This window comes from Kitasatospora sp. NPDC087861 (assembly GCF_044742585.1).
In the GTDB taxonomy this organism is placed as follows: domain Bacteria; phylum Actinomycetota; class Actinomycetes; order Streptomycetales; family Streptomycetaceae; genus Kitasatospora.
Window position 1 is genome coordinate 254,651 of record NZ_JBIUUS010000005.1, and the last position, 14,708, is coordinate 269,358.

Here is a 14,708-nt window from a genome sequence, read left to right on the forward strand (position 1 = left end):
CGGGGCTCAGCGGCCGGCGCGCGGGTCCAGCGCGTCCCGGACGGCGTCGCCGAGCAGGTTGAAGGCGAGCACGAAGAGCAGCAGCGCCACACCCGGGAAGACCATGTAGGTCGGGTCGGCCTGGAAGACCTCCGAACCGCGGGAGATCATCCGCCCCCAGTCCGGGATCGGCTCCGTGATGCCGACGCCGAGGAAGGACAGCACCGCCTCGGAGGCGACGAAGGTCGGCACCGCCATCGTGGCGTGCACCAGCAGCTGCGAGCGGACATTCGGCAGCAGTTCGTGGACGACGACATGAAAGCGGCCGGCGCCCTGGGCCCGGGCGGACTGCACGAAATCCCTTTCCCGGAGCGATCGGACGGTGGCTCGCAAGGAAAGTGCGAGCGGAATCCAGCCGAACGCGGAGAAGACCAGGATCAGTACCAGGAACTGCATCCACTCCGGTTCCGCGGCGCCCGGATCGACCAGTCGGGACTGGACGACGGGGCTCAGCGCGAGAAGCAGGAGCAGGGTCGGAAAGGCCAGCAGCACATTGGCCAGAAAGCCGAACAGCCGGTCCGTGATCCCGCCTAGGTAGCAGACCGCGACCCCGGCCAGTACGCCGAGCGTGGTGGTCACGGCGGCGGAGGCGAAGGCGATCAGCAGCGAGGTGCGGATGCCGTAGAGCAGTTGGGTCAGGACGTCCCGGCCGAGCCCCGGCTCCAGGCCGAACCAGAAGTCGCCGGAGATGCCGCCGTTCGACAGGACCGGCAGGCCGCCGTCGCTGAGCAGGCCGGGGGTGTTCTGGCCGTAGTGCTCGGCCGGGTTCTTCCCGTACAGGGCGGCGATCAGCGGGGCGGCCAGGGCGAGCAGCAGGAAGAGCAGGACGACGGCGAGGGCGGCGGCGCCGACCCGGTCGCCCAGGAGGCGGCCGAGCGGCCTCGGTGCGGCGGGTGCAGGGACGGCGGGTGCGGGCCCCGCTGCTGTTTCGACCACGGCCATGAGAGGCGTACTCCCCGAATTCTCCGCCGCCCTGTGGGTGAGGGTGCGCTGGTGTGCATTTCCGAACCGGCCACCGGGGGTTTCCCGGCGGCCGTCCGAGCGCCATCAGACCGGACGCGGAGGGAGGTCCGCAAATCACCTTCGGAGGTTTTCCCGGGCATTGTTTCGGTGCGTATTGCGGCTTCATTCGGCGTCATCGTGCCGCAATACCGGCGTTGCAGGAGAACGGACATCGAGGGGCAAAGCGGGCGGGCCGTCCTGAATCCTGAGACCTCCGCCACATCGTCCCGGGCATTGATACGATTCGGGGGAGCCGCGACTGGCGCGCAGGGATGGAACCGACCATCGGGAAGCGGCTCCGTGCACCCGCACGACAGTTGCCGAGCGCCTGGGCCGTCCGTACTCGTCCGTACACCACGTCGTACACCACGAGGAGACCGCCTTGGCCGCCCCGCAGACCCCCCAGACCTCGCACACGGCCGCGAACGCCGCCGGCGACGCCCCACAGACCCCGCAGACCCCGCACACCGCCGCCACCGCGGCCGCCGACACCGCCTTCCGCAGCGCCCTCGACGTGGTCGCCGGCGTGGAGCCGCGGATCGCCGCCGCCATCGGCCAGGAGATCGAGGACCAGCGCGCCTCGCTCAAGCTGATCGCCAGCGAGAACTACGCCTCCCCGGCCGTCCTGCTCGCCATGGGCAACTGGCTCAGCGACAAGTACGCCGAGGGCACCGCGGGCCGCCGCTTCTACGCGGGTTGCCGCAACGTCGACACCGTCGAGACCATCGCCGCGGAGCACGCCCGCGCCCTGTTCGGCGCCGACCACGCGTACGTCCAGCCGCACTCCGGCATCGACGCCAACCTCACCGCCTTCTGGGCCGTCCTGTCCCAGCAGGTGGAGAGCCCGGCACTGGAACGGGCCGAGGTCCGGAGCGTCAACGACCTCACCGAACAGGACTGGGCCGAACTGCGCCAGGCGCTCGGCAACCAGCGGATGCTCGGCATGTCCCTGGACACCGGGGGCCACCTCACCCACGGCTTCCGGCCCAACATCTCGGGCAAGATGTTCGACCAGCGCAGCTACGGCACCGACCCGGCCACCGGCCTGATCGACTACGACGCGCTGCGCGAGACCGCCCGCGAGTTCCGCCCGCTGATCCTGGTCGCCGGCTACTCCGCGTACCCGCGGCTGGTGAACTTCCGGAAGATGCGCGAGATCGCGGACGAGGTCGGCGCGACCCTGATGGTCGACATGGCGCACTTCGCCGGGCTGGTCGCGGGCAAGGTGCTGACCGGCGACCACGATCCCGTCCAGCACGCCCAGATCGTCACCACGACCACCCACAAGTCGCTGCGCGGCCCGCGCGGCGGCATGGTGCTGTGCAACGCCGAGCTGGCCGAACACGTCGACCGCGGCTGCCCGTTGGTGCTCGGCGGACCGCTCTCGCACGTCATGGCGGCCAAGGCGGTCGCCTTCGCCGAGGCCCGCCGCCCCGAGTTCCAGGCCTACGCCCGCGCCGTCGTCGACAACGCCCGGGTGCTCGCCGAGGGCCTGTTGCGCCGCGGCGGGAAGCTGGTCACCGGCGGCACCGACAACCACCTCGTCCTCGCCGACGTCTCCGGCTACGGCCTGACGGGCCGTCAGGCCGAGGCGGCGCTGCTCGACGCGGGCGTCGTCACCAACCGCAACTCCGTCCCGCAGGACCCGAACGGCGCCTGGTACACCTCGGGCGTGCGCCTCGGCACCCCGGCGCTCACCACCCGCGGCCTCGGCACCGCCGAGATGGACGAGATCGCCGCCCTGATCGACACCGTCCTGCGCGCCACCGCCCCGGCCGCCGGCGCGAAGGGCGTCCCGTCCAAGGCCCAGTACGTCCTGGACGCCGCCGTACGCGACGGTGTCGCCAAGCGCGCCGCCGACCTCCTCGCCCCCTTCCCGCTCTACCCGGGCGTCGACCTCGCCTGACCGGAGCCTGGTCCGGGCCCGCCGCTCCTGCCGCGGCGGGCCCGGACCGGCGCTGTCCGGACCGCCCCTGACCGGACCGGCTCCGCCCGGGCCGACCTGCTCCCGGATCAGCTCCGCTCCCGGATCAGCTCCACAGTCGGACCAACTCCGCTAGTACTGCAGCGACTTGTACTGCAGGAACTCCTCCAGGCCGTGGCGGCCGAGTTCGCGGCCGAGGCCGGAGCTCTTGTAGCCGCCGAACGGGGCGAGCGGGTTGAAGCGGCCGCCGTTGAGGTCGACCTGGCCGGTGTCGAGGCGGCGGGCGAAGGCGGCGGCGGTGTCCGTGTCCGCCGCCCAGACGCCGCCGGCCAGGCCGTACTCGGTGCCGTTGGCGAGTTCGGCGGCGTGGTCCTCGTCCCGGTAGGGGAGGACCACCAGGACGGGGCCGAAGACCTCCTCCTGGGCGACCGCCATGTCCGGCGCGACGTCGGCGAGTACGGTCGGGTGGACGTAGAAGCCGGTGGGCAGCCCGGGGACGGGCTCCGCGCCGCCGACGACCAGCCGGGCACCCTCGGCGAGCGCACCCTCGATGTAACCACGCACCCGGGTCAGCTGCTTGGCGTTGACCAGCGGGCCGATCCGGGTCTGCGGGTCGGATGGGTCGCCCGGGACGTACTTGGCGGCGGCCTTGGCGGCCGTCGCGACCGCTTCCTCGTACTGGTCCTGGTGCACCAGCAGGCGGGTCCACGCGCTGCACGTCTGGCCCGAGTTGGCGAAGACGTTGGCGACGTTGACGTTGACCGCCCGGGCCAGGTCGGCGCCCGGCAGTACCACGTTGGCGGACTTGCCGCCGAGCTCCAGGGCGACCCGCTTCAGCCCCCGGCCGGCCGTCTCGGCGACCTGTCGGCCGACGGTGGTGGACCCGGTGAACGAGACCACGTCCACGCCCGGGTGGGCGGCGAGCGCCGCGCCCGCCACCGCGCCCGTGCCGGTCACCAGGTTGAACACGCCCGCCGGGAATCCCGCCTCGTGCACCAGGCGGGCGAACAGCCGGGCCACCAACGGGGTGTCCTCGGCCGGCTTGAGGACGGCCGGGCAGCCGGCCGCCAGGGCCGGGACGACCTTGGCCACGATCTGGTGCAAGGGGTAGTTCCACGGCGTGATCGCCGCGACCACCCCGGCGGGCTCGGCGAGCACCACCGAGTTGCCGATCCGCTCCTCGAAGGGGTGCTCGGCGAGCAGCGCCAGGTAGGAGGTCGCCACGGCCAGCGGCAGCCCGGCGTGCACGGCGGCGGCGAAGCCGACCGGGGCGCCCAGTTCGGCGACCACCGTCGCGGTGATCTCCTCCTGGGCGGCGGCGATCCCGTCCCGCAGCCGGGCCAGCAGGGTGAGCCGGTCCTCGCGGGTGGTCGCCGCCCAGCTGCCGGCCGCCCGGCGGGCCGCGGCCACCGCGGCGTCGACGTCGGCCGCCCCGCCGGCCGGCACGGTGGCGAGTACCCGCTCGGTCGCCGGGTTCAGCACCGTGATCGACCCGGCGTCGTCCCGGGAGGGCCGCCAGGCGCCGTCGATGTACTGGTCGCCGTACTCCGCGTGCTGGTGCACCGGGTGTCCTCTCATCCGATTGGCCGCTTAACTAACAGCGCTAGTCAAAGGCCAGTCAAGGCGGCCCGGGTGGCCGCACGCAAGAGCCAATCCGGCCCGGTGGACCAGCCGGTTACCTCGGGGCGAACCGCGCGGTGTACTCGTCGAACGGCTCGATCCCCACGCCCGCGCGCCGCTCGTCCAGCCGCTCCGGGTCCTCGCACGGCCACGGCACCGGGCGGCCGTCCGCGACCGTGCCGATCTGCGTGCCGTAGCGCTGCTCGCGGCCCTCGTTGACGGCCAGTCGGTCCTGCAGGAACGCGAGGTCCCGAGCGCTCGCGGCGCCCACCGCCACTGCTTCCGCCATCAGCGCCACCGCCCGCCGCTGGACGTCGAGTTGGCGGTCCGCGTGCTGTGCGACCAGCCAGGCCGACCGGGCGGCCTCCGGACCCACGGACTGCTCCGTCGGCCAGCCGTGGCCCGCCATGATCTCGGCGAGCCGGTCCCCGTGCCGGGCCGTCAGCCGCCGCCAGACGGCCTGTTCGACGAGGTCCGGGCTGTTCGCCAAGGGGGCGGCAGCGGCGTCCTCGGCCAGCATCGTGATCAACTCCTCTGCCAGGGGCCGCAACTGGCCGTCCTGCGGGTGCTGCTCCGCTGCCGTCGCCGCCGTCGTCCCTGTCGTCGTCTCTGTCGCCATCGCTCTGCTCCTCGCGTCCGGGCCCGCTCCTCGGGGGTCGCCCGAGATCACGGTAGGCGGGGAAGGAGCGACGAAGATCATCCCCGAGGGCGGTGACTTGGCGGCGCCGCTGCGCGAGAATGGACGAACCGTCCCGAAGGCGCCGTGTTAACCCTCCGGCAGCGAAACGGCGGTTCACGAAACTCATCGCGCGAAAGGCTCCTCACGCCTGTGCGCGCGGCTGTAGATTGCAGCGAACTCAGCGCTGGGCCACTACTGTTGCCAGTGGTATGTCGTGGTGCGCATGGTCCGGTACCGGTGTGTCCCACGGTCCGACGGGGGACTGCCACCGGGCTGAGGTCTGGCTCAAATCCGCAGGTCATCCCGTACCGCATAAGGAGCATCCCGTGACCGATGCCGCGTTGAAGGACGAGTCGCAGCGGCCTGCCGAGCCGGCGGGGCTGGAGGACGTTCCGGGTTGGTTCTGGGACCATGACCGGCACTCGTTCGACTGGTTCATGGGACGGCAGGAGAAGGCCGGGGTCACCGGCGACCTGCTGGAGATGGGTGCGTACCTGGGCCGCAGCGCGATTGTGGTCGGTGAGCACCTCCAGCCCGGCGAGACGTTCACCGTCTGTGACCTCTTCGACTCGGACGCGCCGGACGACGAGAACGCGGCCGAGATGGACATCTCCTACCGGAAGTCGCTGACCCGCTCCGCCTTCGAGACCAACTACCTCTCCTTCCACGACGAGCTGCCGGAGATAATCCAGGCCCCGACGTCCGTCCTGGCCGGCGGGCGGATCGCGGCGGGCGCGTTCCGGTTCATCCACATCGACGCCTCGCACCTGTACGAGCACGTCGTGGGCGACCTCCAGGTGGCCCGGGTCGCGTTGCAGGAGCAGGGCGTCGTGGTCCTGGACGACTACCGCTCCCAGCACACCCCGGGCGTGGCCGCCGCGACCTGGGGAGCGGTGTTCAACCACGGGCTCAAGCCGATCATGCTGACCGAGTGCAAGTTCTACGGCACCTGGGGTGACCCGGAGCCGTTCCAGCGCGACCTGCTCGACCGGGTGGACCTCGCCGCGGGCTGCTACCTCAGCACCGAGACGCTGAACGGGCAGCAGGTGCTCCGGATGACCGGCACCTCGGAGGGGATCGGCGCCTTCCGTCCCTCCCGCCACCACCGGCGGCTGGCCGCCGAGGTCGCCCGGCACGAGGCCGAGCAGGCGGCGGAGGAGTCCCGCCGGGCCCAGGAGGAGGCCGCCCGCAACCTCGCCGCCCGCCGCGCCCGCGCCGCCGAGCTGCGCCGCCCGGCCAACGTCGCCAAGCGCGCCGCCCGCGACCTGCTCCCCCCAGTCGTCACCTCGGTCATCCGCCGCGCCCGCCGCGGCTGACGGCGGGCAGCGGGCAGCGGACGGACTTCAACCGACAGATGTCAGCGAACAGATAACAGAATCTGAAATCTGTTATCTGTTCGCTGAAACTTGTCAGCTGTCATCTGTCATCCGTCGGCCGGCCACCCGCCACCCCGCGCCAACGCCGAAGGGCCGGTCGAGGAACTCGACCGGCCCTTCACCGCTACACGCCCCTCAGGTCCGCGAGTGCTCCCGGCCGGAGGTCTCGCCGGTCTCACCAGCCGCCCCAGCCTCCCCGGCAGCACCGGCCGCGCTCTCCTCGGCCATCTCGCGCCGAACGGCGGCCAGGGAGGGGTTGGCCCAGGCGCTGGCGACGCCCCAGCGGTAGAAGGCCAGCCCGAGGGCTGCGACGACCAGCATGTCCCAGCCCTCGGGCAGGTAGCCGCGGCCGCCGAAGTCGGTGCTGCCGGCCCACGAGACGCCGGCCATCACGAACAGGTACGCGACCATCCAGGCGCCCGCCCGCAGGTGCGGCCGAAGCTCGGCCCAGGGCTTGCGCAGCTCGTACCAGGCCCAGATCGGCAGGCCGGCCGCCATCAGCAGGATGACCTTGCCGGTGAGGGGCCAGCGGGCCCAGTACAGGACCAGCGAGCCGAACACCATCGCGACGGGCGCGATCACCGGCATCGCCCGCAGCTGGACCGGCCGGGGCAGGTCGGGCGCGAGGCGGCGCAGCGCCATCACGGCGACCGGGCCGGTGACGTACGAGATCACGGTGGCCACCGAGACGATCTCGGCCAGCGAGCCCCAGCCGCGGAAGACCGCGAGGAACAGGAAGGCGACCACCAGGTTGAGCACCAGGGCCGGGCGCGGGATGCCGGTGCGGGCGTCCACCTTGCCGAAGATCCGCGGCAGGTGGCCGTTCTCCTGCACGCCGTGGATCATGCGCGAGGTGGTGGCGGCGTAGATCATCCCGGTGCCGCTGGGCGAGACGAACGCGTCCGCGTACAGCAGCAGGGCGAGCCAGTTGAGGCCCCAGACCATCGCGAGGTCGGCGAGCGGCGAGGTGTAGGCCAGGCTGCTCCAGCCGTGCGACAGGTCGGCGGCCGGGATGGCACCGAGGAAGGCGATCTGCAGCGCGACGTAGATCACCAGGGCGATCAGGATCGAGCCGATGACGGCCTTCGGCAGCGACTTGCCGGGGTTGCGGGCCTCGCCGGCCAGGTTGAGCGGGGACTGGAAGCCGTTGAAGGCCCAGACGATGCCGGACACCGCGACGGCGGTGAACACGGCGCTCCAGCCGTTCGGCGCGAAGCCGCCGTGGTCGGTGAAGTGGGCGGTGTCGAAGTGCGCGAAGAGCAGGGCGCCGGCGGTCAGCGTCGGTACGACGACCTTGAAGACGGTGATCGCGGTGTTGGTCTTGGCGAACATCGTGATCGCGAACCAGTTGAGGACGAAGTAGCCGATCAGCAGCACGCTGGCCAGCGCCACCCCGCTGAGTGTGAGCTCCTTGCCGTTGTACAGCCCTTGCGCCCAGCCGAAGTGCCAGGAGCTCATGTACTGGACGGAGGCGGTGGCCTCGCCGGGGATGACCGAGACGATGGCGATCCAGTTGGCCCAGGCGGCGAGGTAGCCGGCCAGCGAGCCGTGCGAGTACTGGCCGTACCGGACCATGCCGCCGGCCTTCGGGAACATCGACCCCAGCTCGCTGTACGTGAGCGCGATGGTCAGCGCCACCGCCGCTCCGATCACCCAGGCCAGGATCGACGCGGGGCCGGCCAGCCGGGCGGCCCGCTCGGCGCCGAACAGCCATCCGGATCCGATGATCGACCCGAGCCCGACGGCAGTCAGGCTGATGGTGCCGAGCGATCGGCGGTAGTTCTGATGTGATGCCGTCGGCGACTCGGGCTCACTCAACGTATCGGTCCTCTCGCTCGGGGTTTCATCGGGTGGTGTCGTGGTTTTTGCGTTGGTTTCCGGACAAACGGAAAGCAGCTTATGGGCCAAAAACGGGCGAATACCTCAGGGGAAGCTCAAACCGTCCGATCGTTGCCATCTCGTGTCCGGTTCCCGGGCCGCAGAGCGCCCAAGAGTCGCGCGGATCACAAGGATTGGGCCGCCCGCACGAGGTCGCACGAGGTCGCACGAGGCCGCATGGGACCGGCACGGTCCACTCGGTCCACTCAGTTCGCACGGGCCCGCACACGGAACCCGCGAGCAGTGACGGCCGTGAGCATCGAGGGCCGAGGGCCGCGGGCCACAGGCCGGGAAAAAGGAAATTCCCCGCGGGTTCCTTTCGGATCCCACAGGGAATTCGATTGTGTCCGAGGGGGGACTTGAACCCCCACGCCCGATAAAGGGCACTAGCACCTCAAGCTAGCGCGTCTGCCATTCCGCCACCCGGACGGGGTGTGTGCTTCGGGGTTTTTCTCGCCCCCTCGGCGACAGAGAGAACATTACCAGGGTTCTGGAGTGCTTCTCACCTGCGTTTCCCCGGTGGGGGGAGGTCCGGGCCGGTCCGGATGGTCGGGCTGGCTGGGACGGGTCGCCAGGGCGCGCGAAACCCGGCCGAAGCGGTGGCGAGCGCGAAGGAAACAGTCGACCCTGGCGGCGGCCGTGGTCGGTTCCGGCCGGAAGCGGTCCGACACGGGCAAGTTGTCGACGGTGCCACGGTCCCGCCGGTGCCTCTTCTAGCCTCTGTGGACCGAGGGCGCCATGAGCGGAACGCCTGACTCCCGGGGCGCGGACAACTCCCGGGTCGCGGACGAAGGGCGGCTGGACGTGGAGCAGATCAGCGGGGCGGCGAAGGCCGAGCCAAGACGCGGCAGTCCGGAACGCGGGCCCGCCGAGCCGGACCGTACCCCCGCCGGGCTGGTGGAGGGCGTGTGGCGCTTCCCGGTGCCGGCCGCCGAGGCCTCGGTGCCGCTCACCCGGCACGCGGTACGCGACCGCCTGCTGGCCCAGGGGATGGTCGGGGTGCGCTACCAGGAGCTACTGGACGACGTGCTGTTGATCGTCTCCGAGCTGGTGAGCAACGCGGTGACGCACGCGGCGGAGCTGTCGCCCGAAGTGATCACCGAGCTGGCCGTGCGCCGGGGCTGGGTGCGGGTGTCGGTCGAGGACGGCGACCCGTACCGGCCGAAGGCGCTGGAGAGCGATGCCGGGCGAACCGGCGGCCGCGGCCTGCTGCTGGTGAAGAGCGTGACGCTCCAGGCCGGCGGGGTGTGCGACGTGGAGCGGACCGGGGAGGGCGGCAAGGTCATCTGGGCCTCGCTGCCCGTCCCCCCGGAGACCGGCGACTGAGCCGCACCCCGCCCGCCGCGAACCGCAACCGGCCACCGCGAACCGCAACCGGCCCCCACCCACCGCAACCGCCCCCCGCCCCCCGCCCGCCGCGAACCGCAGGAGACGGTCCCGCCTCCTACCAGTCCCGCCCGGCGATCTCCCGGATCCCCGGCAGCGCCGCCTCGAAGACCGTCTCGAACCAGACCGAGAACGGCCGCTCGGCACGCAGCTCCCGCAGCTCCTGCGCGGTCACGAAGGCGAAGTCGTCCACCTCGTCCGGGTCGGGCTCGACGCTCGCCGTCACCAGCCCGACGAACAGGTGGTTCCACTCCCGCTCGATCAGCCCGGAGGCCTCGTCCGGCAGGTCGTAGCGCACGGTCCCCGCCTCGCAGAGCAGCGCCGGCGCGATGCCCAGCTCCTCGGCGGTGCGGCGGGCGGCGGCGACGAACGGCGGCTCGTCCGGGTACGGGTGGCCGCAGCAGGTGTTCGACCAGACACCGGGGGAGTGGTACTTGCCCAGTGCCCGCCGCTGGAGCAGCAGCCGCCCCTGCCGGTCGAAGAGGAAGACCGAGAAGGCGCGGTGCAGCCGACCCGGCTGCTGGTGCGCCCAGAGCTTCTCGGCGGTGCCGATGGTGACGCCCTCGTCGTCGACCAGTTCGAGCAGGATCCCGGTGCCGGCGGCGTCGGTCCCGGCCGTGGTCCCCGGGTTGACCGTCACGTCTGTCTCGACGTCGAGACCGGTGTCGATCTCGGAGTCGAAGTGTGTCGGGTTGGTCGGCAGACTCTGGGGCATGAGGCCTCTTTCGGGGGCGGGAGCAACGGAAGCATCGGGTACGTCCGGTACACCGAGTGCAGCGGACGCAGCGAGGGCACCGGCGCCGGCGTCGGGCTCCAGTCTGCCGTATGGGTGGCGGTCGGTACCGGTCCCACGCACAACCGGGCGGATCATGACCGTCCTGCGACCGATTCCGGGCACGGATGGGCCCGAGACGTGCTCGGAAGGGTCATCGGAATAGCAGGACCGTTCGGTACTCGTTCGATTCACGTTCGAGCACCGCTTCGCCACCCTCCCGTCACCTCGCAGCCCCCCGGCCGCGTTCGGGCTGGTCGCCCGGGTCGCCTACCATCGCTTACGAGACGGTGCCCGCACTCGCGACGGCACCGGCGCGCCGATTCGCGGCCCGGCCGGACGGAAAGCCGGTGCCCCGGCACCCCCCGCGCACCGCACGACGGATCAGGAGACCCCGCATGATCGGCCTCGTTCTGGCAGCCGGCGCCGGCCGCCGGCTGCGCCCGTACACCGACACCCTGCCGAAGGCACTGGTGCCGGTCGACGGGGAGCGGACCGTGCTGGACCTCACCCTCGGCAACTTCGCCGAGGTCGGGATCCGCGAGGCGGCGATCGTCGTCGGCTACCGCAAGGAGGCGGTGTACGACCGCAAGGACGCCCTGGAGAGCAAGTACGGCGTCAAGCTCCACCTGGTCGAGAACGACAAGGCCGAGGAGTGGAACAACGCCTACTCGCTCTGGTGCGCCCGCGAGCTCTTCACCGAGGGCCTGCTGCTGGCCAACGGCGACACCGTGCACCCCGCCTCCGTCCAGCGCACCATGCTGGAGGGCAACGCCCGGCTGGTCGCCGAGGGCCGGGAAGCCGGCATCCTGCTCGCCCTCGACACCGTGAAGAAGCTCGCCGACGAGGAGATGAAGGTCGTCGTCGACCCGGCCGCCGGCATGCGCCGCATCACCAAGCTGATGGACCCGACCGACGCCACCGGCGAGTACATCGGCGTCACCGTGATCAACCCGTCCGCCGCCGTCGACCTGACGGACGCGCTGCGCGCCACCTACGAGCGGGACCCGCAGCTGTACTACGAGGACGGCTACCAGGAGATGGTCGACCGCGGCCTGCGGATCGACGTGCAGCCGATCGGCGAGGTGTCCTGGGTCGAGGTCGACAACCACGACGACCTGGCGAAGGCGCGGGAGATCGCGTGCCAGTACTGACCAGGCTGGTCCCGTCACCGCTGTTCGTCGAGATCCGTTCGGGCGCGCTGGACGCGCTCGGCGGCATCCTCGCCGACCAGCGGCTGTCCGCCTCGGGCCGGATCGCGGTGGCGATCAGCAACGGCTCGGGCGCGGCGATGCGCCGGCGCCTGGAGCCGGCCCTGCCCGGCGCCGACTGGTACAACGTGGACGACGGCAGCCTGGACAGCGCGGTCAGCCTGGCCGAGTCCATGCGCGGCGGGCACTACGACGCGGTCGTCGGCCTCGGCGGCGGCAAGATCATCGACGCCGCCAAGTACGCCGCCGCCCGGGTCGGCCTGCCGCTGGTCGCGGTCGCCACCAACCTGGCCCACGACGGCATCTGCTCGCCGGTCTCCACGCTCGACAACGACGCCGGCCGCGGCTCCTACGGGGTGCCCAGCCCGATCGGCATCATCGTCGACCTGGACGTGATCCGGCAGGCCCCGCCGCGCTTCGTGGCGGCCGGCATCGGCGACGTGGTCTCCAACATCTCGGCCTGCGCGGACTGGGAGTTGTCCCACGCGGTGACCGGTGAGCCGGTGGACGGACTGGCCGTGGCGATGGCCCGCTCGGCGGGCGAGAACCTGCTGCGGCACCCAGGAAACACTCAGGATCAGGACCTCCTGACGGCCCTCGCGGAGGCCCTGGTACTGTCCGGCATCGCGATGAACATCGCGGGCAGCACCCGGCCTTCCTCGGGCGCCTGCCACGAGATCTCGCATGCCCTGGACGTGCTGTATCCCAAGCGTTCCGCCCAGCACGGCGAACAGGTCGGCCTCGGCGCCGCGTTCGCCAGCTTCCTGCGGGGCGAGCGCGAGCTGACCGGTCTGATCGTGGAGCGCCTGGCGAGCCACGGACTGCCGGTGACCGCGGCTCAGATCGGCTTCACCGAGGCGGAGTTCACCGACGCGGTGCACTACGCTCCGAACACCCGCCCGGGGCGCTTCACCATCCTTGAGCACCTTGACCTCTCCCCCTCAGCCATCAGGGACGCGTACGCCGACTATGTCCAAGCCGTCAACAGCTGACCCCTCCACCACGGGCGCCGAGCGGCCCCCGGTGGACCTGACCCGCCGGCCCTCGGTCGAGGAACTGCGCGCGGTGATCCACCCGGAGGGCATGCTCCAGCGCCGCAGCGCCGAGCACTGGGCCGGGCGCCTGTACATGCGGCGGATCTCGCTGCGGATCACCCGCGTGCTCTCCACCGTGACGGCGATCACGCCGAACGGCCTGACGTACCTGATGATGTTCACCGGCGTCCTGGCCGGTGCCGCGCTGGTCGTGCCGGGCATCGTGGGCGCGGTGCTGGGGGCCCTGCTGATCCAGGTCTACCTGCTGCTGGACTGCGTGGACGGCGAGGTGGCCCGCTGGCGCCGGCAGACCTCGCTGACCGGCGTCTACCTGGACCGGGTCGGCCACTACATGTCCGAGGCGGCCCTGCTGACCGGCCTGGGCCTGCGCGCCACCGACCTGCTGCACCGCGAGGGCGGCGGCTCGCACTGGGAGTGGGCGTTCCTGGGCACGCTGGCCGCGCTCGGCGCGATCCTGATCAAGTCCGAGACGGACCTGGTGGACGTGGCCCGGGCCCGCAGCGGCCTGACGGCGGTCCAGGACAGCGCCTCGGTGCCGCGCTCGGCTTCGGTGGCCAAGGCCCGCCGGGCGGCCTCCTTCCTGAAGTTCCACCGCCTGGTCGGCGCGGTCGAGGCCTCGCTGCTGATCCTCGCGGCCGGGATCGCCGACGCCGTCCACGGCGGGCTGTTCTTCACCCGGCTCGCGGTCGTGCTGCTGGCTGCGATCGCCATGCTGCAGACCGTGCTGCACCTGCTCAGCATCGTCCTCTCCAGCAGGCTGCGATGAGCGGGCACAGCGAGCGGATCATGGACAGGCGCGCGTGGGCGACCGCCCCCGCCGAGCGAAGCGAGGTGGGCGGATGAGTGCCCCGACCAACACGGAGGCCTTCCGTCTCGGTGCCGTCATCATCACCATGGGCAACCGTCCCGAGGAACTGGCCGCCCTGATCGACTCGGTCCGCGCCCAGGAGGGCGCGACGATCGAGCTGGCCGTGGTGGGCCAGGGCGCCGCGCTGCCGCCGCTGCCGGAGGGCGTGCGCAGCGTGGAGCTGCCGGAGAACCTCGGCATCCCGGGCGGGCGCAACGTCGGCATCGAGCTGTTCGGCCGCGACGGCCGGGACGTGGACGCGGTCCTCTTCCTGGACGACGACGGGCACCTGCCGCGGACCGACTCGGCCCGCCTGCTGCGCGAGGCCTTCACGGCCGACCCGGAGCTGGGCATCGTGTCCTTCCGGATCGCCGACCCCGACACCGGCGTCACCCAGCGCCGGCACGTCCCCCGGCTGCGCGCCAGCGACCCGCTGCGCTCGTCCCGGGTGACCACCTTCCTGGGCGGCGCGAGCGCCGTGCGCTGCGCGGTGTTCGAGCAGGCCGGGCAGCTGCCCGCGGAGTTCTTCTACGCCCACGAGGAGACCGACCTCGCGTGGCGTGCGCTGGACGCCGGCTGGGCCATCGACTACCGGGCGGACGTGGTGCTGCACCACCCCACGACCTCGCCCGCCCGGCACGCTACCTACTTCCACAACGTGGCGCGCAACAGGGTTTGGCTCGCGAGGCGGAACCTTCCGGCCCTGTTGGTGCCTCTCTATCTGGGAACCTGGTTCCTGCTGACCCTGGCCCGCCGCCCCTCCCCGGAGGCGCTGAAGGCCTGGTGGGGCGGGTTCCGGGCGGGCTGGCGCGAACCCTGCGGTCCGCGGCGGCCCATGCGATGGCGTACCGTTTGGCGATTGACCAGGCTGGGCCGGCCACCGGTCATCTGATCGAATGATCGATCGCCGCGGCCGGTG

At 71.8% G+C, this 14,708-nt stretch carries 12 protein-coding genes, 1 tRNA gene and 1 riboswitch; of the genes, 7 read left to right on the top strand and 6 right to left on the bottom strand.

Annotation, left to right across the window (positions count from 1 at the left end; translation table 11 throughout):
• Positions 1-6: 6 nt before the first annotated feature.
• Positions 7-981 carry an ABC transporter permease gene (locus tag ACIOJE_RS10555; RefSeq protein WP_400775007.1) on the bottom strand — a complete coding sequence of 325 codons (975 nt, stop codon included), beginning with the start codon at positions 979-981 and terminating at the stop codon, positions 7-9.
• 305 nt (positions 982-1,286) lie between these two features.
• A riboswitch (ZMP/ZTP riboswitch) is annotated at positions 1,287-1,382 on the top strand.
• Positions 1,383-1,423: 41 nt separating this feature from the next.
• Between ACIOJE_RS10555 and ACIOJE_RS10560 the strand changes: the two genes are divergently transcribed.
• Positions 1,424-2,947 carry a glycine hydroxymethyltransferase gene (locus tag ACIOJE_RS10560; protein WP_400775010.1) on the top strand — a complete coding sequence of 508 codons (1,524 nt, stop codon included), beginning with the start codon at positions 1,424-1,426 and terminating at the stop codon, positions 2,945-2,947.
• Between the two features lie 150 nt (positions 2,948-3,097).
• Here ACIOJE_RS10560 and ACIOJE_RS10565 read toward each other — a convergent pair whose 3' ends face one another.
• Together ACIOJE_RS10565 and ACIOJE_RS10570 are read right to left on the bottom strand one after the other, a co-directional pair.
• Entirely contained in the window at positions 3,098-4,528 is a 1,431-nt protein-coding gene (locus tag ACIOJE_RS10565; protein ID WP_400775012.1) for an aldehyde dehydrogenase family protein, read from the bottom strand.
• Between the two features lie 112 nt (positions 4,529-4,640).
• Positions 4,641-5,105, bottom strand: a complete 465-nt coding sequence (locus ACIOJE_RS10570) for a DUF6624 domain-containing protein (protein WP_280679752.1) — start codon at positions 5,103-5,105, stop codon at positions 4,641-4,643.
• Between the two features lie 485 nt (positions 5,106-5,590).
• Between ACIOJE_RS10570 and ACIOJE_RS10575 the strand changes: the two genes are divergently transcribed.
• Positions 5,591-6,580, top strand: coding sequence for a class I SAM-dependent methyltransferase (locus tag ACIOJE_RS10575; protein WP_400775015.1), 990 nt, complete (start codon positions 5,591-5,593; stop codon positions 6,578-6,580).
• A 195-nt stretch (positions 6,581-6,775) separates the two neighbouring features.
• Here ACIOJE_RS10575 and ACIOJE_RS10580 read toward each other — a convergent pair whose 3' ends face one another.
• Both ACIOJE_RS10580 and ACIOJE_RS10585 read right to left on the bottom strand, forming a co-directional pair.
• A complete protein-coding gene (locus tag ACIOJE_RS10580; RefSeq protein ID WP_400775018.1) occupies positions 6,776-8,458 on the bottom strand; it encodes an APC family permease in 1,683 nt (560 codons plus the stop codon).
• A gap of 404 nt (positions 8,459-8,862) precedes the next feature.
• A tRNA-Leu gene (locus tag ACIOJE_RS10585) sits at positions 8,863-8,947 on the bottom strand.
• Positions 8,948-9,256: 309 nt separating this feature from the next.
• On the opposite strand from ACIOJE_RS10585, the gene ACIOJE_RS10590 reads away from it, so the two are divergent.
• Positions 9,257-9,844: an ATP-binding protein gene (locus ACIOJE_RS10590; protein WP_400775021.1), complete on the top strand. Its 588-nt coding sequence runs from the start codon at positions 9,257-9,259 to the stop codon at positions 9,842-9,844.
• A 118-nt stretch (positions 9,845-9,962) separates the two neighbouring features.
• Here the strand turns inward: ACIOJE_RS10590 and idi are convergent, their stop codons facing one another.
• Complete coding sequence (gene idi / locus ACIOJE_RS10595; RefSeq protein ID WP_280679611.1) at positions 9,963-10,619, bottom strand: isopentenyl-diphosphate Delta-isomerase; 657 nt, start codon at positions 10,617-10,619, stop codon at positions 9,963-9,965.
• 455 nt (positions 10,620-11,074) lie between these two features.
• Here idi and ACIOJE_RS10600 point away from each other — a divergent pair, with 455 nt between their 5' ends.
• The 4 genes from ACIOJE_RS10600 (at position 11,075) to ACIOJE_RS10615 (ending at position 14,681) form a co-directional block, all read left to right on the top strand.
• Positions 11,075-11,830: a sugar phosphate nucleotidyltransferase gene (locus ACIOJE_RS10600; RefSeq protein ID WP_400663629.1), complete on the top strand. Its 756-nt coding sequence runs from the start codon at positions 11,075-11,077 to the stop codon at positions 11,828-11,830.
• Positions 11,818-12,879 (top strand): iron-containing alcohol dehydrogenase family protein, encoded by a 1,062-nt coding sequence (locus ACIOJE_RS10605; protein WP_280679615.1) that lies wholly within the window; start codon positions 11,818-11,820, stop codon positions 12,877-12,879. Before ACIOJE_RS10600 ends, ACIOJE_RS10605 begins: the two co-directional genes overlap by 13 nt.
• Positions 12,880-12,970: 91 nt before the next feature.
• Positions 12,971-13,708: a CDP-alcohol phosphatidyltransferase family protein gene (locus tag ACIOJE_RS10610; protein ID WP_400775132.1), complete on the top strand. Its 738-nt coding sequence runs from the start codon at positions 12,971-12,973 to the stop codon at positions 13,706-13,708.
• Between the two features lie 73 nt (positions 13,709-13,781).
• Positions 13,782-14,681, top strand: a complete 900-nt coding sequence (locus ACIOJE_RS10615; protein WP_400775023.1) for a glycosyltransferase family 2 protein — start codon at positions 13,782-13,784, stop codon at positions 14,679-14,681.
• Positions 14,682-14,708: the final 27 nt, after the last annotated feature.